This is a genomic window from Curtobacterium sp. MCSS17_015, from assembly GCF_003234265.2.
GTDB lineage: Bacteria > Actinomycetota > Actinomycetes > Actinomycetales > Microbacteriaceae > Curtobacterium.
In genome coordinates this window covers 1,154,927-1,173,249 of the sequence record NZ_CP126256.1, presented here as the reverse complement: position 1 = coordinate 1,173,249, position 18,323 = coordinate 1,154,927, and the positions used below count along the sequence as shown (strand labels likewise).

At 69.6% G+C, this 18,323-nt stretch carries 14 protein-coding genes, 1 rRNA gene and 1 pseudogene; 5 read left to right on the top strand and 11 right to left on the bottom strand.

The annotated features are described in order from the left end of the window. Positions 1–27: 27 nt before the first annotated feature. Entirely contained in the window at positions 28–1,743 is a 1,716-nt protein-coding gene (locus tag DEJ18_RS05510) for a DNA/RNA helicase domain-containing protein (RefSeq protein ID WP_111210384.1), read from the bottom strand. Next, positions 1,730–2,050: a nucleotide pyrophosphohydrolase gene (locus DEJ18_RS05505; protein ID WP_111210385.1), complete on the bottom strand. Its 321-nt coding sequence runs from the start codon at positions 2,048–2,050 to the stop codon at positions 1,730–1,732. The genes DEJ18_RS05510 and DEJ18_RS05505 overlap by 14 nt, the downstream gene beginning before the upstream one ends. A 238-nt stretch (positions 2,051–2,288) precedes the next feature. On the opposite strand from DEJ18_RS05505, the gene DEJ18_RS05500 reads away from it, so the two are divergent. From DEJ18_RS05500 to DEJ18_RS05490, 3 genes are all read left to right on the top strand, one after another. Further along, entirely contained in the window at positions 2,289–4,370 is a 2,082-nt protein-coding gene (locus DEJ18_RS05500) for a nuclease-related domain-containing DEAD/DEAH box helicase (RefSeq protein ID WP_111210386.1), read from the top strand. Positions 4,371–4,544: 174 nt separating this feature from the next. Beyond that, positions 4,545–5,048 carry an HNH endonuclease gene (locus DEJ18_RS05495; protein WP_258376915.1) on the top strand — a complete coding sequence of 168 codons (504 nt, stop codon included), beginning with the start codon at positions 4,545–4,547 and terminating at the stop codon, positions 5,046–5,048. 94 nt (positions 5,049–5,142) lie between these two features. Beyond that, positions 5,143–7,821: a DEAD/DEAH box helicase gene (locus DEJ18_RS05490; protein ID WP_111210388.1), complete on the top strand. Its 2,679-nt coding sequence runs from the start codon at positions 5,143–5,145 to the stop codon at positions 7,819–7,821. Here DEJ18_RS05490 and DEJ18_RS05485 read toward each other — a convergent pair. The 7 genes from DEJ18_RS05485 to DEJ18_RS05455 all read right to left on the bottom strand — a co-directional run bounded on the left by DEJ18_RS05485 (position 7,803) and on the right by DEJ18_RS05455 (position 13,807). After that, on the bottom strand, positions 7,803–9,089 hold the full coding sequence (locus DEJ18_RS05485; protein ID WP_111210389.1) for an exonuclease domain-containing protein: 1,287 nt from the start codon (positions 9,087–9,089) through the stop codon (positions 7,803–7,805). The genes DEJ18_RS05490 and DEJ18_RS05485 overlap by 19 nt on opposite strands. A 203-nt stretch (positions 9,090–9,292) precedes the next feature. After that, entirely contained in the window at positions 9,293–9,493 is a 201-nt protein-coding gene (locus DEJ18_RS05480; protein WP_111210390.1) for a DUF1653 domain-containing protein, read from the bottom strand. A gap of 13 nt (positions 9,494–9,506) precedes the next feature. Beyond that, a complete protein-coding gene (locus tag DEJ18_RS05475; protein ID WP_111210391.1) occupies positions 9,507–9,812 on the bottom strand; it encodes a hypothetical protein in 306 nt (101 codons plus the stop codon). After that, positions 9,805–10,638 (bottom strand): hypothetical protein, encoded by an 834-nt coding sequence (locus tag DEJ18_RS05470; protein WP_146241545.1) that lies wholly within the window; start codon positions 10,636–10,638, stop codon positions 9,805–9,807. The genes DEJ18_RS05475 and DEJ18_RS05470 overlap by 8 nt, the downstream gene beginning before the upstream one ends. A 246-nt stretch (positions 10,639–10,884) precedes the next feature. Beyond that, positions 10,885–11,550: an ABC transporter ATP-binding protein gene (locus tag DEJ18_RS05465; RefSeq protein ID WP_181434179.1), complete on the bottom strand. Its 666-nt coding sequence runs from the start codon at positions 11,548–11,550 to the stop codon at positions 10,885–10,887. Beyond that, positions 11,547–13,409, bottom strand: coding sequence for a hypothetical protein (locus tag DEJ18_RS05460; protein ID WP_181434180.1), 1,863 nt, complete (start codon positions 13,407–13,409; stop codon positions 11,547–11,549). Before DEJ18_RS05460 ends, DEJ18_RS05465 begins: the two co-directional genes overlap by 4 nt. Before the next feature lie 32 nt (positions 13,410–13,441). After that, positions 13,442–13,807, bottom strand: coding sequence for a lactococcin 972 family bacteriocin (locus DEJ18_RS05455; protein ID WP_181434181.1), 366 nt, complete (start codon positions 13,805–13,807; stop codon positions 13,442–13,444). Positions 13,808–13,944: 137 nt separating this feature from the next. On the opposite strand from DEJ18_RS05455, the gene DEJ18_RS05450 reads away from it, so the two are divergent. Both DEJ18_RS05450 and vsr read left to right on the top strand, forming a co-directional pair. Beyond that, entirely contained in the window at positions 13,945–16,392 is a 2,448-nt protein-coding gene (locus DEJ18_RS05450; protein ID WP_111210394.1) for an AAA family ATPase, read from the top strand. 69 nt (positions 16,393–16,461) lie between these two features. Beyond that, positions 16,462–16,809, top strand: a pseudogene (gene vsr / locus DEJ18_RS05445) (DNA mismatch endonuclease Vsr); the annotation flags it as partial. A 285-nt stretch (positions 16,810–17,094) separates the two neighbouring features. Here the strand turns inward: vsr and DEJ18_RS05440 are convergent. Both DEJ18_RS05440 and rrf read right to left on the bottom strand, forming a co-directional pair. Then, positions 17,095–18,027 carry an NADP-dependent oxidoreductase gene (locus DEJ18_RS05440; protein WP_111210395.1) on the bottom strand — a complete coding sequence of 311 codons (933 nt, stop codon included), beginning with the start codon at positions 18,025–18,027 and terminating at the stop codon, positions 17,095–17,097. Positions 18,028–18,180: 153 nt separating this feature from the next. Then, positions 18,181–18,297: ribosomal RNA gene (gene rrf, locus DEJ18_RS05435) — 5S ribosomal RNA — on the bottom strand. Between the last annotated feature and the right edge of the window lie 26 nt (positions 18,298–18,323).

Genomic DNA, 18,323 nt, shown 5'->3' with positions numbered 1-18,323 from the left:
CTCAGTGGTGGCACTTGAAGCACCCTGTCAGAGGAATCTGCGAAGCCATGCTCGGAGAGACGGGTCACTGACGAAGAGGTACGTTCCGCGAACACCGCGAGTGAGTAGAACTGCGTACACATTGGCGACCAGGACGAGAAGGTCTTCATCTGAGTACGTGATGCCCAGGCGGGGGTTGTTCTCCATGCCCTTCTTGTCGAAGTAACTCGAGCGCTCGAACACGAGCCGCTGCGCGTCAGCGTCGAAGCGAAGGTCCGGCCCGATGATGACACCGACGTAGTTCAGGTCATAGCCCTGAACCGTGTGGATTGATCCGACCTGATCGATCGCGCCAGGCGAGTTGATCCAGTCGGTCTGCGCCTGGTTCCACTGCAGGTGCTGGCCGTCAATCTCGATGTCGAACGCCTCACTGTCCCTCTTGCTCTTCCACTCCCACGCGTAACCTGCGACGAGACGCGACAGACCTACTTCCGAGTCCCGAGCACGGATCGCCTCGTGCATCTCTCCGACGTCATCGAACATGCGGAACTCGTAGTCTCCGAATGTTCGACGCTCCGGCGACTCTCCCCTCATTATTGCTCGGACGTAGGAGACGTAGTCGGCCCCTCCCTGCACTCGCATTTGCGTGAACAGGCGGTAGTACCGATCGCGGTCGCGCGCGGAACGAACCAGATCAGCCTGGACTCTCTGCGGCAGATCCGCAGGACGAACGCTTTGTTCCGAGTCGAGCAGAAACAATTGATTCGTGCTCTGCTCGCGGATCCAGTCCAGCTGGGTCCAGTGATCCGCGTCAGCGCCGAACAACTTCGCATTGATGTCACCGAAGCTTTTGTTCTGCGGTCCCGACGCCTGATTCGCCCGATGATTCAGGCGGTGCGACTCGTCGACGACCAGCAGATCCCACTTCTCATCGCTCTTACCCACCTCAAACGGCGTGAGCACCATCGTCTGATCGAGACCCGGCGTCTTCCGGAAAACACGCTTCAACGACGCACGCAACGCCTGTTGCGGCACCACCAGTCCGAAACGGAAGCCAGCCAGGAGACGGCGGTTCTCCTCCGTGAAGAAGTCGGCGAACAACGAATCTCCACCGACGTCATCGACACCGGTGCCGTCCGAGATGTCCCGCAGGAGCTTGAGCAAGAAGACGGCGACGACCGTCTTCCCCGTACCTGGATCACCTTGCACGACGATGGTGCTGCCGCCAGCACCACTGGCACGGTCGGCGAACAAGCCCTCGAGGATGTCCTCCATGACGATCGCCTGGTCCCGGTTGAGCGCCTTGAACGGCGACAGCTTGAACAGCTCGCTGTTCTCGATCTCCGGGATGCTCCGGGTGAACAGGTTCTGTCGGCGAAGAGCTTCGAATATTTCGGTGAACTTGTCGCGGTACTGATCGCGGTCGTAGTAGTCGCCGTTGACGATGCCCTTGTTACTGTTCATCACCACGTACTTGTCGTCGCCCGCGAACAGCCCGATGAGTTGGGATTCAAGGTCGAGGCAGACCGACTTGTTGAACGTGCTGTCGAGCACCAACCGGACTGCCTTGAGTGAGCGGCGGTCTTCCGATTCCAGGTGCTGCCGCATGCGCGCGGCAGTGTTCAAGGTCTCACCGACGTAGACACGCCGTCCGTCGTCGAGAATGTACACAACGGGCCAATTCACGAAGCGCGGGTCGGCGTCCCGCCATGATCGAAGATGTTGCTCAGTGAACGGCCATCGCATGATCTCAAAGTCGGTCATGTTTCGTGCTCCGTCCGCGTGCTATGTCTGAGGGGTACTTCACCCTCGTCACGGCGAGCTTGCCCCTGACCACAGCGTCCGGATCGAGGCCAAGACGGTCGGCCAGCAAATGACAGTAGGTGAGAACGTCTGCGAGCTCCGATTCAACCCGCGTGATGTCTCCGTCTCCCGACCACTGGAAGCATTCGAGGAGTTCCCCGGCCTCGATCGCGATGCTCTTTGCCAGGTTCTCCGGTGTGTGAAACTGTTCCCAGTCGCGTTCCGCCACGAACTCGCGAAGCTCGTCGCGCAGTCCCTCATCCGTCATGTCGGAACGCTAGCAGTCTGTATGAAGCCTCTACGGCCGGGTGCATGTTCATCTTTCCTCCATCGACACGGGCTCGTGCCAAGCAGGAATTGGTCGGGTCGACTGTTCCGTGGCCGCCCCACCCCCCACAACAGGTGCTCCCGCCGCCGCGCCCGCTCCCCGAGGATGAGTCAGCACCGCCAGTTCCGGGGACCACAGGCGGTGCCCGTCTCGATGCGTCCCCGAGGGGCACATCACGATGACGATCGCAGGGGAATCGGCAGGCGTCGAAGCACGCCGTCAGCGCGGCCGAGCAAGCGAACTCCGCCGACAGGCCGACGAAGCCGAGCAGCGCGCAGGCCGCTTCGAGATCGCCCACCGCACCGAGGCCGAGACAGCACGCACGCTCGCGCCCCTGGCCGGCGTCGGCTACCACCTCCTCGCCGACCGCCGCTGGCCTGGTAGTGGCACCGCGAACGTCGACATGGTCGTCGTCGGCAACTCCGGCGTCTGGATCGTCGACACGAAGGCTTGGCGCGAGGTCGCGATCGACAACGACCGCATCAGGCGCGGCCAGGAGGACGTCACGGACGACGTTGCACGCCTCGCCGACCTCGCGTGGGACACCGAGAAGGTCCTGGCCGACGTCGGCCTCGCTCCCGGTGAGGTGCACGCCGTCGTCGCGCTCGCAGGCAAGAAGGGCATCGAGGCGCGTGTGGCCTCGGTCGACATCGTCGGCACGCACGACCTCATCGGACACATCACCCGCCCGAAGGCTCGACTCTCCCCCAGGCGCGTCGACGAGGTCCTCGCCGCCATCATCTCGCACTTCCCGGTGATGGACGGCGCGGCCGCAAGTACCCAGCAAGTGATCGTCCCGCAGACCGTCATCTCTCGCACGCCCGAGCCGCAACCGGAGCCGGTCGATCAGGACGAGCTCGACCGTCACCTCCTCGACGGCATCCTCGAGGCGCCGATCGAGGAGTGGATGGCCTCGCTCGACCCCGCACAGGCGAAGCTCGTCCGTCGCAGCTTCAACGGCCCGGCCCGTATCCGCGGGGCAGCCGGCACGGGCAAGACCGTGGTCGGCCTGCATCGGGCCGCCTACCTGGCCCGCTCGACGGGCGGCCGCATCCTCTTCACCACCTACATCCGCACGCTGCCGGCAGTGCTCGAGTCGCTCCTCGAGCGCCTGGCCCCGGAGATGGTCGGCCGCGTCGACTTCGTCAACGTGCACGCATTCGCCACCCGCCTCCTCAAGGAACGCGGGATCGCGTTCCGCACGCCCGGACGGGAGGCCCAGTTGGCGTTCGCCGATGCATGGAACGCGATCAGCGCCTCCAGTCCGTTGAAGGCGACGCGCTTCACGCGTCGCTACTGGGAGGAGGAGATCAGCCACGTCATCAAGGGACGCGGGCTGACGCACTTCGACGAGTACGCGGACCTTGCGCGTGTGGGCCGCAAGCACCGGTTGACCGTGGACGACCGCCAGGCCGTGTGGGACCTGTACGAGGCGTACTCGGCCGGTCTCCGCGAGCGCGGCGGCTGCGACTGGGAAGACGTCATCCTCCTCGCCCGCGACGCACTGCGGGAGGTCCCGCTCGACCGGTACGACGCGGTGATAGTCGACGAAGCGCAGGACCTGTCCTGCGCGATGGTCTCGCTGCTCCACTCGCTCGTCGGCGACCGCTCCGACGGGCTCACCCTCATCGGCGATGGGCAGCAGACCATCTACCCGGGCGGCTACACACTCGGAGAGGTCGGCATCAGCCTCGCCGGACGCGGTGTCGTGCTCGACGTGAACCACCGCAACACGGCGGAGATCCTCGAGTTCGCCAAGCAGATGGTGGCCGACGACCAGTTCGTCGACATCGAGGGCGTCGACGGTGCCGGCGACTCGGTCTCCGCGGTCACGCGCTCCGGACCGCAGCCAGGCATCAACCGGTTCTCGAGTCGGGCGGAGCACGACGACGCACTGCTCACCCGTGTGGAGGAGGTCCTCCGCCTGGTGGGCACGGGACGTGGTGACGTCGGCATCCTGACGGCGACGAACCCGCAGGCCGACAAGGTGATGGCGCTGCTCGCCGATGCCGGGGTGCCGACCGTCTCGCTGAAGAACTACGCCGGCAAGAGTTCCGACATGATCCGTGTCGGCACGATCAAGCGGGCGAAGGGCCTGGAGTTCAAGCAGGTGCTCCTCCCGCACGTGCCCGCGAAGCTGCTCGCCGACCCGCCGCTCACGGAGTCGGAGTCAGCGAAGGAGCGGCGCGAGCTCGACCGACGGGAACTGTACGTCGGGATGACGCGGGCGCGGGACGGGCTCTGGGTCGGGGTGCGGTGACCTCCTTCGTCGCCGCTGGCCGCGAGGCCGGAGAAGAGCATCGCTGGTCTGTGGGTTCGTACCTCGCAAGACCGATGAGACGTGTGTGGGTCGACGAGCAGTCGTCACCTGATCACCTAGGAGAAAGGACCTCGAGTGCTTCGTAGGGTCGAGAATGTCGGATTCACGCATCGGGTGAACTTGTTCACCAGGAGGGGCCGGGTTCAGCTTCGAATCGGCAGGGACACGTACCTCGTGGGTCCGAAGCTCCGGAAGGACGAGCTCCAGGAGATCTTCGCGCAGTCGAACGACCGACCGGCGCGTATCGGCCGGATCAAAGAACGTCAGTACTGGTGGTTCCGCGACCGGTGGTTCTGGGACAACGACGGCCTCCAGGCCGAAGACGTCTTCGCTCTGCTCGTCACGCGCGACCGTCGACAGGCGGCGACGCTGGCACGGGCGCAGACCACGGCTTTCGCTCCCGAGCAGCCGACGCGGTACCGGAGGGGGGCGATCCCGGCCGATGTGAAGCAGTACGTCTGGGCACGCGACGGCGGCAGGTGCACGTTGTGCGGGTCCGTCACAGAACTCCAGTACGACCACGTCATCCCGGTGTCGCGCGGTGGCAGTAGCGAGCCCGAGAACCTCCAGATCCTCTGCGGCTCCTGCAATCGGCGGAAGGGTGCCTCAGTGAGCTGACTCCTGCCCGTTCGACACGACGAGCCGCCCTTCGTCGCACGGCGGCGGAGCGACGCATGCCACGATGAGACCCACGACCCGGAGAGGGGCACCAATGGTCGACAAAGCACTCCGTGACCGACTGCAGATGCTCTCCACCGTTGCGGCAGAGGTCCGCCACCACCGCGCCTCCATTCAGGACGCCGCCTCAACGGCGAAGGACACCCTCCTCGCCCGCCGCCTGACGATCACCGGCCCAGCCCTCTCGTGCTCCGTCCTCCCCCTCCGCGCCGCCGACACCACCCTCGCCGCTGCCATGCAGCACGCCGCGACGCTCCCCCACCTCGACGCCCCCGCCGACAACGTCCTCACCGTCCTGACGAAAGACGTCCCACTCGCCCTCGCCGACATGGACGCCACCTCCGGCATCGCCGGCATCTTCGCCGGCAAGGAACGCCGCGAAGCAGCCGCACGAGCCGAGTACTACCTGGCCGAGACCAGCGCATGGCTCGACGCCAGCGGCGCCCTCACCTCCCTCCAAGCCGTCGACACCCGCCACCTCCCCCGTCCCGACGTCACACTCGACGCCCTGCTCGACACCGAGGGCCCGCTCCTCACCGCCACCGCGCACCTCGGCCCGGTCGCACTGATCGACCTCGCCCCGATGGCGCACCTCCCCACGACGATCGCGACGCTCCGGTCGGTGGTCGAGACGGAACAGGAGGCACGGGCCCGCGTCCTCGACGCCGGCCACCGCGTGCGGGACGTCGCCGCCCGGCGCGAGTTGAACGCGATGGACATCGACCGCCTCCGCGACGTCACCCGCGACCAGCTCCGGCTCAGCGCGGCCCGGGACGCCGGCATCCAGTCGGTCGGCGAACTCCTGCGTGCCCCGATCACCGCCGGTCAGCTCCCCGGCGTCGGCGAGACCACCGCCGCACGCATCAACGCCGCCGCCCGGTCGATCCAGGACGCTGCCCGCGAGGACGCCGCCGTCCAGATCGACGCCCGCCGCCAGGACACCGCGAGCGTGGCGTTGGTCTCGGCGCTCCGTCAGTGGGAGGCCGCGAAGAACGGTGGTGGCCCGCGAGCCGCCGTCCTCGTCGAGGAGCTCGCTCCCCTGGCCGACGCGGTCGCGCAACACGCGGTCCTGGGCATCGTGCACCAGCCGGGAGCACTGGCCTCCGGCTCGTTCAACCCGGCCGAAGGTGCCGTCGAGCGCATCGAGGCGGACGTCGACGACGCCCGCCAGCGTGCTGTCCGCGCAGCCGGCGACCGTGACCGGATCGCGACCACGGACGACTGGAGCGACTTCCTCGACCGCCCGGCGAGCTACTTCGCCCTCCTCGACGAGGTCGGCCTCACCGACTCGACGACGGCCGGCCGCGGGTCACTGCCCGAGGGCCTGATCGAGCAGATCGAACAGTTCCACCTCGACACGTCCCTCCTCTCTGCCTCCCTCCGCGGGTACCAGCGCTTCGGCGCCGCGTTCGCCCTCGTGCAGGAGCGGGTCGTGATCGGCGACGAGATGGGCCTCGGCAAGACCGTCGAGGCACTCGCTGCGATCGCTCACATGGCCGCCACCGCGCAGGACGGCATGCCGCGGTTCGTGGTCGTGTGCCCCGCCGCGGTGGTGGTGAACTGGCTCCGTGAGACGGAGAAGCACACGTCCGTCCCGGCGTTCCGCCTCCACGGCCCGGAGCGGGTGCGCGGCATCACCGGCTGGCTCCGCGACGGCGGTGTCGCCGTCACCACCTTCGAGACCCTCGAGTGGTTCCGCTCACAGGTGCCCGAGGAGCAGCGCTTCGCCGCGGTCATCGTCGACGAAGCGCATTACGTCAAGAACCCCGACGCGAAGCGCACGAAGCACACCCGCGCACTCCTCGAACGCGCCGACCGCGCCCTGCTCATGTCCGGCACCCCGCTCGAGAACCGGGTCGAGGAGTTCCGCGTCCTCATCGACCACATCCGCCCGGACCTCCTCGTCGACGATCAGGACCACGACCCGCTGACGTTCCGGAAGCAGATCGCGCCGGTCTACCTCCGCCGAAGCCAGGAGGACGTCCTCACCGAGCTCCCCGAACTCGTCGAGGTCGAGGAGTGGACCGACCTGACCCCTGCCGAGGCCGAGCGCTACGCCACCGCAGTGGCCGGCGACAGCTTCCACACGATGCGCCAGCTCGCGATGCTCGACGGCGCCGCGTCGAGCAAGATCGCGTCGCTGCGCGACGTCATCGCCGAAGCGCGTTCCACCGGCCGCAAGACGATCGTCTTCTCGCACTACCGCGCCGTCCTGGAGGCGGTGCTCGCCTCCGTCGACGGAACCGTCTTCGGTCCGCTCAGCGGCTCGATGACGCCCTCCGGGCGGCAGGACATGATCGACGCGTTCTCCGCCGCGGCACCCGGCGCGGTGCTGGTCGCGCAGATCATCGCCGGCGGCGTCGGCTTGAACATCCAGGCGGCGTCGGTCGTCGTGATCTGCGAGCCACAGCTGAAGCCGACCACGGAGTGGCAGGCCATCGCCCGAGCCCGTCGGATGGGCCAGCTCGACGTGGTGCAGGTGCACCGCCTCCTGTCCGAGGACGGTGTCGACGCTGCGCTCGTGCGGATGCTCGCGCGGAAGACCAGGACCTTCGCGGACTTCGCCGCCGTCAGCGAGACGGCGAGCGCGTCGGCGCAGGCCTTCGACATCTCCGAGTCGCAGCTCATCGCGCAGGTGCTCGCCGAGGAGCGTGCGCGGCTGGCCGGTGCCGTGGCGACGCCGGAGCTGGCCGTCTATCCGGCTGAGCCCTGACCGGCGGCGGCGAGCGCCGCCTCCAGGACGTCCTCTTCGATGATGGGGATGCCGTACTGGCGCGCCTTCCGCGCCTTGCCGGACAGGCTGTCGACGTCCGCTGCGATGAGCACCGCGGTCTTCTTCGTGACGTTCGGCGCCGACTTGATGCCGAGCCGTGCGAGGTCCGCCTCGATCTCGGGACGACTGCGACGCATCTCGCCGGTGAGGGTGACGATGCTGCCTTCGCCCAGGTCGATCGACGGCTCGGCAGCTGCCGCGGTCGACGTCGGCTGCTGCGCGGCGGAGTACGACCGTGCACCCATGCGGGCGGGCTGCCGGCTGTGCACCGCGTGCTCGAGCTCGTCGTCGGTCACGTCGAGCAGCCGCGCCACCCGCTCGAGCTGGATGTGGTCCTGGATGGTCAAGACGCCGTCTGCCCAGACCGCTTCGACCAGGTCGCCGAAGTACCGCCGGTGCAGGTTCGCGCGGGCACCCGCGTCCAGCCCGAACTCGGTCGCGTACGCGCTGAGCTGATCGGCGTCACTCGCGGCGAGCAGGTCCTCGGACACCGCCCGGTCGAGGACGGCCGCGTAGAGCGTGGCCTCCGCGCTGCCGTCGACGGCGGGCAGTCGGTCCGTCGCCACGTCGACGCGGGTCCGGGGCGCTGCTCCGGTCGAGCGGTTGCGCGCGGTCCACGCCCGGCCACTCCGCGGGACTCCGGGCCAGCGCTGCCCGCCGGCCAGGGTGCCCCAGGTCGCCCACCGCGGGTCACGCCGTGACGATCCGATGTAGGCGCCGAGCAGGCGGGCGGTGGCGTGCGCGTCGGCGAGCGCCTCGTGGGCGTCGACGAGCTCGATGTCGTAGGCGCTGCAGCAGTCAGCCAGCTTCCGGCCGGACCCGGGGAGGAACTCCTGCGCGAGCCGCATGGTGCAGAGCGCACTGCTCGCTTGCTTCAGGGGCGAGCGATGTCCGAGCCGTTCGTACTCGGCGTGCAGGAACCGCGCCTCGAACGAGGCGTTGTGCGCGACGACGACGCGACCCTGCAGACGCTCTGCCAGGTCACCGGCGACGTCCGCGAAGGTCGGAGCGCCCGCCATGTCGGCACCACGGAGGCGGTGGATGTGCACGGGGCCGAGGTCGCGGTTCGGATTGACGACGGTCTCGAAGGTCTGCTCGACCTCGCCGTCCGGCGTGACATGGACGATCCCGATCTCGATGATGCGGTGCCCGTACGACGGAGCGAGTCCGGTCGTTTCGAGGTCGATCACCGCGTAGCCGTTGTGCATCGTGCACTCCTCCTCAGGGCCACGGTCCCGCGCGGCGCTGCCCCATCATCACCGCGATGGTGACCCGCGGCGACCACCTGTTCGAGGGGCGTCCGCCCGAGCCCTCGGCCCAAGCCATGGTCCCGGACCGGGCGCCAGGCCCCCGACCAGCACGGAGGGGCATCCTCCGCCATCGAGGTCCGCCCGCAACGCACCGCTGACCGTCATCCGATCGGTACGAAGCGCGGCCCCTCGTACCCGTCACGCGACACGTGCGCCGTGAAGTCCGCGAGGGAACGCACCCAATGCCCCCGCTCCCCGTACAGCGCCTGGTACACGACCATCGGTTCCTCGGTTTCCACGTCCTTCGCGACGAGCACGGCCTCGTACTCCCCGCCCTTGAAGTGGCGGTACCGGCCGGGCATCACGTCGCTGCGGTCAGTCCCACGTCGCCAACGCCAGGATCACCGCGATCGGCAGCGACACCGCGAGCACGATCCCCACGACGATCGCCAGGATCCTCGCTGCCCTGACCCCCTGCTGCCCGACCCACACGAGCAGCAGGATCGCCGAGAGGTACAGCGGCGGGACGAACAGCAGCGGCACGAAGCCGAGCCCGGTCCACTCCACGAGCGCGCCGGCGAGCAGTTCGTACACGGTGCACGCTGTCGACACCGCGAGCGCGACCCACACGCCGGACGACGTTCGGTGGCGCGGGACAGCGATCTCGTCCTTCTCACTCATCGTCGTACCCATCGCCAGGCCCTCCGGCAAGGCACGTCGTCTCGATGGACACGTCGCCCGACACCTCGGTCACACCCGCGTACGCCTCGCGCAGCCAGTCGTCACCGATCGCGCGGACGTCCCAGCCGTACGGGTCGACCTCGCGGAGTCCGGCGTCGCGGAAGACCTCGCGGACGGGAGCGATCCGCCGCTCGACCTCGGCCGCCGGCAGTTCGTCTGCCTTCCGCTCCGCGTCGGAGCGCGGGTCACCGTCCGGCACTGACGATGCGGACCACTCCCACGTGTACTCCGTGCCCTGCTGCAGGTTCGACAACGGGCACTGGCGCGTGTACCGCCCGACCTCGCCGGCGCGCAGGTCTTCACTCAGTGCGCGCACGGCACGCTCTCCGACGCCCGCGAGGTCGTGCTCTGCCTCCGTCTGCGTCCTGCTCGTCTCGAGCTCGGTGAGCGGCTGCGCCCGGCGATCCGCATCCGCAGCCAAGGTCTCCGCGACCCCCACCGTCGGGTAGCCGAGGCTCCCGGCCGCGAGGACCGCGAACACCGTGCACGCCACCGGCCCGACCAGCGTCACCGACCGGTCCCGTCGTCGCTGCACCAGCAGCACGACCACTCCGGTCAACGGCACCCCCGCACACACGGCCGTGACGACGATGCTCCTTGTCGTCTGCGTTGCCAGTGAGTGGGTCGAGTTCCCAGCGCCGTTGTAGCCAGCGAGCGCGACGAGCAGCCAGGCGATCCACCCGGCCGGCAGCAGTAGTCCGCTCGCCACGATCCACCAGATTCCGTTCCGCCGCCTCGGCGGCGACCACGCGATGTCGTCCATCATCCGTCCCCCGTTCCCCGCGTCCACCGTACCGACGGCCCGGGAGGCGCGGCACCCGACCGCCACGCCCCTCCCGTCCGCACCCGCCGGACGGGAGGCACGGCACCGGCCCGCACCGCCTCCTGTCCGTCCGACGGGAGGCACGGTACCGGCCCGCACCGCCTCCTGTCCGTCCCCCGGTCACCGGCACGCGGCCACCGGTCCTCCGCCGATCGCCTGCTCCGAACCGCCGGTCGTCCAGACGCCCCGTCAATGAGGGGCCGTGCTCGCGCCGACATGCAATGACTCGCCCGCCCACGCGACGAGCGCCGGATCGTGCGTCGCGACCAAGATCGCGCTGCCCGCGGTGCGGAGTACGTCGAGCCCGAGGCGGACGCGCTCGGCGCTGCCCTCGTCGAGGGACGCTGTCGGCTCGTCCGCCAGGACCACGCGGGGCCGTTGCACGAGGACCCTGGCGACGGCGACCCGCTGCTGTTCGCCACCACTGAGTCGGCCGACCCGCGCACGAGACCGACCGCCCAGGCCGACCACGACCAGGGCGTCCTGCACCCTCGCCTCGAGCACGGCCCGCGGGACGCCAGCCGGACGGACGACCCGGAGGTTCTGCCCGACAGTCCAGTCGGGGACGACCGCATGGTCCTGCATGACGAAGCCGAGCACCTCACGTCGGAGGCGGCGCCGGACCCGGGCGGATGACTGGTGGAGCTCGACATCACCGATGCGGACCATGCCGCGGTGCGGTCGATCGAGCCCGCCCAGGCACCGGAGCAGTGTGCTCTTCCCAGCCCCGGACGGACCACCGATCGCGATGACGTCTCCGGGCGTGACGACCAGGTCGAGGCCGTCCCAGAGCGTCCTCGTCCCCAGGTCGTACCCGAGGTTCGATGCAGTCAAGAGCGGTCGCCGGTTGGTCATGGCTGGTCCTTCCCGCGCAGACGGTCGACGACGATCTGGATCGTGAGGACGAGTGTGGCGAGGCACACGGCGCCGGCTGCGGGAACGACCACCGCGGCTCCGACCAGGCCCGTCGCCCCGAGCGTCGCGAAGACGGTCACGCCGGTCACACCTGCGGCGCCGAGCACGAACGGCACGTGGTGCACTGCGGGGTGGCGTCCTGTCAGCGAACGGACCGCGGCGGCGTCCCGACGACGGGTCCGATGGTCGGCCACGAGGCTCGACGCCACGAAGAGTGCCGCGAGCCCAGCTGCGATCGTCGCGCCTGCGAGGCCGAGCTGCTCGGCGCGCACCTCCGCCAAGCGTCGATCCACCACAGCGCCGACACGGTTGACCTGTGTCACGACGTCGAAGACGCCTGACCGATGGAGCGCTCGGACGAGGGCCGCTCGGTCGGAGAACCGGACCTCGCCGTTGCGGGTCGCTGTGGCGATGCGGTTCGGAGCGATGTCCTCGACCCCTGCCACCACGACCACCGTGTCCAGCGGACCAGTGCTGTCCGGGAACCCGAGTTCGACCCATCGACCCGCCGCGTGCACGATGGCATCCGTGCTCGGGACGATCTCGGAGCGGACACGTGGCCGGCGCGGCGGGTCGCTGTCGTCCACTTCCCATCCTTCCGCGATGCCGTCGAGCACCGTGTCCTCGACGGCACGAGCCCGCCCTGCGAGAGCGTGCGGAATGAGGACGGTGACGCCGTCCCGGTGCACGACGTCGCTGGCGACGCCCGGGGTGCCGTCACCGATGACGAGGAGCGCCTCCGGGATCGCGTTCGTCATCGCCATCCGTGCGGTGCCGCTGACGAGCGCCCGACGACCGATGTCTCCGAGCAGGTCTTCTTGCTCCTCGTCGCTGAAGCCCACGCCCAACACGACGTCGTCACCGTGCTCGGCTTCGGCGCTGAGCGACCGCTCCAGCTGTCGGGCCCTGCTGTTCTCGACGACGGCGCCCGACGCCCCTGCGGCGATGAGCGCCACGAGGACCACGCCGGACACCCCGACGACGACGGCGCGCCAGCGTCCTGCATCGACGCCGTCCAGTCGGTACCCACTGACCATCGCGAGCACGACGTGCAACGCGGCCACCAGCGACACGGCCGCGGGGACCACGAGTGCGGCGGACAGCGCGGAGAAGACCCACACGGCATGACCGGCACTCCGCACGACGAGGAACAGGCTCAGCGCCCCGAAGACCGTGCCGAACACGGCCGCGATGAGCACCATGAGGTCGACCAGCTCGCACACCGCGATCCGCCGCGACGTCCGACCGGCGAGGCGGCGGACCCGCTGGCGTGAGGCGCGCCGGTGCGAGTCAGCGACGAGCGCGACCACCACACCGACCGCCACGGCGACACCGACGATGGCGACGCCGGGTGTCCTGAAGACGTCGACCAGCGTCGGGACCGCCTGCGGAGTCGAGTCGACGAAGGCGAACCCTCGGTCGTGCAGGTCTTCGAAGAACCGTGCGACGTCGGTCGGTTCGCCGTCGACGGCGTAGGTCCACGCGATGACCGCATCGTCGATCGCGCTCGCGGGTCGCTCCGTGATCTCGCCCCAGAACACCGGTCGGGGCAGTCCTCCATGGAGCACGTACGCGTCGAGTTCGTTCGGCGCGCCCGACCGCTCCGGTGTGAGGAGGACGAGGGACACGTCAGCATCGGCTGCGATCTGCTCGAGCATCTCGACGTGTTCGCGCTTCGACGGTCCGAGCGGCAGGTCGATCAGGTCGATCGTGGAGCGAGCGGACACAGACCCGAGGGCTTCCACGCTCCCGACGGCGAGGACGACCAGGCCGGCCGCGAACAGTGCGACGGCTGCCACCGCGGTGACGGTGGCAGCCGCGAAGCCCCGGATCAGTAGATGTTCCAGAACGCCTGGTTCCCGCTACGAGCGGAAGGACGGCTCGCGACGGCCAGCTTCCCCTTGGCCACCCGGCCGGACGACTTGGTCACTCCGGACGACTTCACCGCCGTGCTGTGGACGAACCGGTGGTTGTCGTACACCGACGTGACCGCTCCCGCGCCGACCCCGTACGTCCAGATCCCACCGCCGACCACGTGCGTACCGCCACGGGTTTCCCGCGTGGCGTCGGCCGACGCGCTTCCACTCGTCGTCGTCACCGCCGGCGTGTTCGGCGCCGCAGACGCGGTCCCGCACGTCAGCGCCGCGACGAGCACGGCTGCTCCGAGTCCGGCGATCGTCGTGGTGGTCCTCTTCATGGTCGTTCCCCTCGTGGTGTGGACGGTTCGGGAGACGAACCTACCGGCTGAAACATCAGACATCAACACCGGATCCGTAGCTGCCGGAGCCGAGGGCGGCCCGGCACACCGCAGCCGGTCCGCGTACGCTCGAACGAATGCCCGCACCACGAACCACAACGGATCCGACCAGCGAGCGGGACACCATCGCGACCCCGGCCCCCGACGGCTTCATCCGCGTCCGCGGCGCCCGCGAGAACAACCTCCGCGACGTCGACGTCGACATCCCCCGTGACCGCATCGTCGCCTTCACGGGCATCTCCGGCTCCGGCAAGTCGAGTCTCGCGTTCGGCACGGTGTTCGCCGAAGCTCAGCGCCGCTTCCTCGAGTCCGTCGCCCCCTACGCCCGCCGCCTCATCGCGCAGGGCTCCACCCCGCACGTCGACTCGATCACGGGCCTCCCGCCGGCGGTGGCCCTGCAGCAGCGCCGCGGTGCCCCGAGCTCCCGCTCGACGGTCGGTACGCTCACGACGCTGAGCAACTCGACGCGCATGCTCTACTCCCGCGCCGGCACGTACCTGGAGGGCGCCGAGCAGCTGTACTCGGACTCGTTCTCACCGAACACGGTCGCCGGCGCCTGCCCGCGCTGCCACGGCCTCGGCGTCGCCCACGAGGTGACCGAGGCATCCGCCGTCCGCGATCCGTCGCTGAGCATCCGCGACGGTGCGATCACGGCGTGGCCCGGTGCTTGGCAGGGCAAGAACCTCCGCGACGTGACGGCCGTCCTCGGCTACGACATCGAGCGCCCCTGGCGGGACCTCCCGCAGGAGGACCGCGACTGGCTCCTCTTCACCGAGGAGCAGCCCGTGGTCGAGGTCAACCCGAAGCGTGACCGCGTCGCCAAGCCCTACAAGGGGCGGTTCTGGAGCGCCCGCCAGTTCGTCATGCACACGCTCGCCGACTCGCAGAGCGAGACCCAGCGGAACAAGGTCCTGCAGTTCGTCGAGTCCGGCCCGTGTGCACTGTGCGGCGGCTCCGGGCTGACGCGGGCAGCGCTCGCGGTGACGTTCGGCGGCAGGACCATCGCCGAGCTGAACGCCCTGCCGCTCTCGGGCGTCGCCGAGGTCCTCCGCCCGACGGCCGAGCTGACCGACGCCGCTGCCGCCACGTCGCGGACGTCATCAGGCGAGCGCACCGAGGTCGCCGTCGCCATCGCCCGCGACCTCCTCGGCCGGGTCGAGGTCCTCACCGGCCTCGGTCTCGGGTACCTCAGCCTCGACCGCGCAACCCCGACACTCTCCCCCGGCGAGATGCAGCGCCTCCGCATCGCCACGCAGCTCCGCAGCGGTCTGTTCGGTGTCGTCTACGTGCTCGACGAGCCGAGTGCCGGCCTCCACCCGGCCGACGCCGAGCCGCTCGTCCAGGTCCTCGAGGACCTCCGCGCCAGCGGCAACAGCGTCTTCGTCGTCGAGCACGACATGCGCATCGTCCGCCAGGCCGACTGGGTCGTCGACGTCGGCCCCGGAGCCGGCTCCGCCGGCGGCACCGTCCTCTACAGCGGCCCCGTCGAGGGGCTCGCCGACGTCGAGGCGTCCGTCACTCGCCGCTTCCTGCAGCCACGTGCCTCCGGCCTGGAGGCCCGCCCTCCTCGACAACGGATCGGCACCCTGGAACTGCGCGGCGTCACGCAGCACAACCTCCGGGACCTCGACGTCGACGTCCCGCTCGGCGTCCTCACCGCGGTCACGGGAGTGTCCGGCTCCGGCAAGTCGTCACTGGTCGGAGGCGTCCTCGCCGACCGGGCCGCCGAGCACCCACAGGTCAGCCGCGTCGTCGAGGTCGATCAGAAGCCGATCGGCCGCACGCCCCGCTCGAACCTCGCCACCTACACGGGCCTGTTCGACGCGGTCCGTGCCGCGTTCGCCGCGACCGACGACGCGAAGGCCCGTGGGTGGACGGCCGGCCGGTTCTCGTTCAACGTCGTCGGCGGCCGGTGCGAGGTGTGCCAGGGCGAGGGCTCGGTGTCGGTCGAGCTGCTGTTCCTGCCGGGCAGTTGGGCGCCGTGCCCGGAGTGCCACGGCTCCCGGTACAACGACGAGACGCTCGAGGTCCGCTGGAACGGATCGACCATCGCCGAGGTGCTCGGCATGACGGTCGACGATGCCGCTGAGTCCCTCGCCGACCTCCCCGCCGCTGCCCGCGCCCTCGATGCCCTCCGTCAGGTCGGTCTCGGCTACCTGCGGCTGGGTCAGCCCGCGCCGGAGCTGTCGGGCGGAGAGGCCCAGCGCATCAAGCTCGCCACCGAACTCCAGCGCGCCCGCTCCGGCCACACGCTGTACCTGCTCGACGAACCCACCACTGGCCTGCACCCCGCCGACGTCGAGCGCCTGACCGAGCAGCTGTCTCGCTTGACGGACGCGGGCAACACGGTCGTCGTGGTCGAGCACGCGATGTCCGTCGTGGCGGCAGCTGACCACGTCATCGACATGGGTCCGTCCGGCGGCGATGCGGGCGGCCAGATCGTCGCGGCGGGCACACCGGCCGAGGTCGCTGCTTCCCCCTCGAGCCGCACGGCGCCGTACCTCCGCGCCGAGCTCGAGGGCTGACCGCCGGAGTCCTCCACGGATCCCGCCGATGCGACTCGGGGGGCTCCACTCCCTCGGTACCGTCACGGCATGCAGCACTGGGACGCCGACGAGGAGCGCAGCCGCCACATGGCCCGGTTCGGGCGCCGTGACACCGCGCCGGAACTCGCCCTGCGCCGCACCCTCCACGCCCGCGGCCGACGGTTCTTCGTCGACCGCCGCATCAGCACCCGGACACGGGCGCGTCCCGACGTCGTGTTCCCCCGTGCCCGTGTCGCGGTGTTCGTGGACGGCTGCTTCTGGCACTGGTGCGAGGAGCACGCCCACCTGCCGAAGGCCAATGCCGAGCTGTGGCGGAGGAAGCTGCTCGCGAACCGGCAACGTGACGCCTGGCACGACGCCGTCCTCCGCAGCGAGGGGTGGAGCGTCATCCGCGTCTGGGACCACGACGACGTGCAGACGGCTGCGGACACCGTCGAGGCAGCGCTCGACCGCTGGGACCAGATCACCGGCGGGCACCACCGGCACCGTGGCCAGGGGACACACCCGTCGCAGCGAGCGGTTCCCGGTCCGGAGCCGCAGGCGCCGCCTTGTGCGTCACGAGGCGCGACGTGGCCAGCGCCGTCGCAACGACTGCGTGCGATGGCGAACGACGAACGGACGCGAGGCCCGGCACCGGCTGGTACCGACCCTCCCGTCCGTCATGCGGTCACCGCAGCTGCGTCACCAGGTGAGGACGAAGCGACCGCGCGTCCCGCCGGCCTCGAGCCGCTCGTGCGCCTCGGGTGCGCGCTCGGCCGGCAGGACCTCGGCTACCCGGGGCACGATCGTGCCACCCTCGACGCCGTGGCGCAGCCGCTCGAGCTTGTCGAACGACCGGTACTCGCTGAACACGGACACCCGCTCGAACCGGATGGTGGGGGCACCGTTGCCCTCCCAGCCACGGACGTCGACGAACACACCGCCGTCGCGGATCGCCGGGACCACCAGTTCGCGCTGCAGCGCACAGTCGAACAGGGCGTCGACACCCTCGGGCACGATCGACCGAACGGAGGCAGCGAAGCCATCCCCCCGCGGCACCACGTGGTCCGGACCGAGCGAGCGGACGAGGGCCTGGTCCTTCTCGGAGCTGTCAGCGATCACGGTGATGCCGGCGGCCTTGGCGAGTTGCACGACGTAGTTGCCGAGGAGTCCGGCGGCGCCGGTCACGGCGAGCGTCTGCCCACGTTCGAGCCCGGCGAGCTCGAGCATCTGGATGGCGGTGAGCCCGTTCATCGGCACGGTGGATGCTTCCTCGATCGTGGTCCCGCGCGGGATCCGCGTGAACGACCCGACCGGGGCGACGAGGTACTCGACGTACGCACCGCCGTGCCCGGTGAGCGGCAAGGCGATCGCCATCACCTCGTCACCGACGGACCATCCCTCGACGTCGGGTCCGACCTCGTCGATGACGCCGGCGGCGTCCATGCCGGGGACGTACGGCGCCGTGGCCTTCGAGCTGTCACGCTCCCCCGCTCGCACCCCGGTGTCCGTGGGGTTCACCGCGAACGCGCGGACGGCGATGCGGACGGAGCCGGCACCGGCGTGCACCTCGGGTACTTCATGGACGGCGAGGGCGCGGGGCCCTCCGAATGTTTCGACTCCGACGACCTTCATGTCTCCGGTCTACCCGGAGCCCGTCACCGCCTGCTCAGCCGCGGTGTACCTCGTTCCGACCGGGATCGAGAATGCGTCCGGGGACGCAAAAGAGCCCCTGGGCGGGTGAGCATTTCTGCTCGCCCGTCCAGGGGCTCTTTGTTGTGAAAAGGAGTCCGGCGGCGTCCTACTCTCCCACAAGGTCCCCCTTGCAGTACCATCGGCGCTGAGAGGCTTAGCTTCCGGGTTCGGAATGTGACCGGGCGTTTCCCTCTCGCTATGACCACCGGAACACGTTCGACACTTCTACCAGGGAA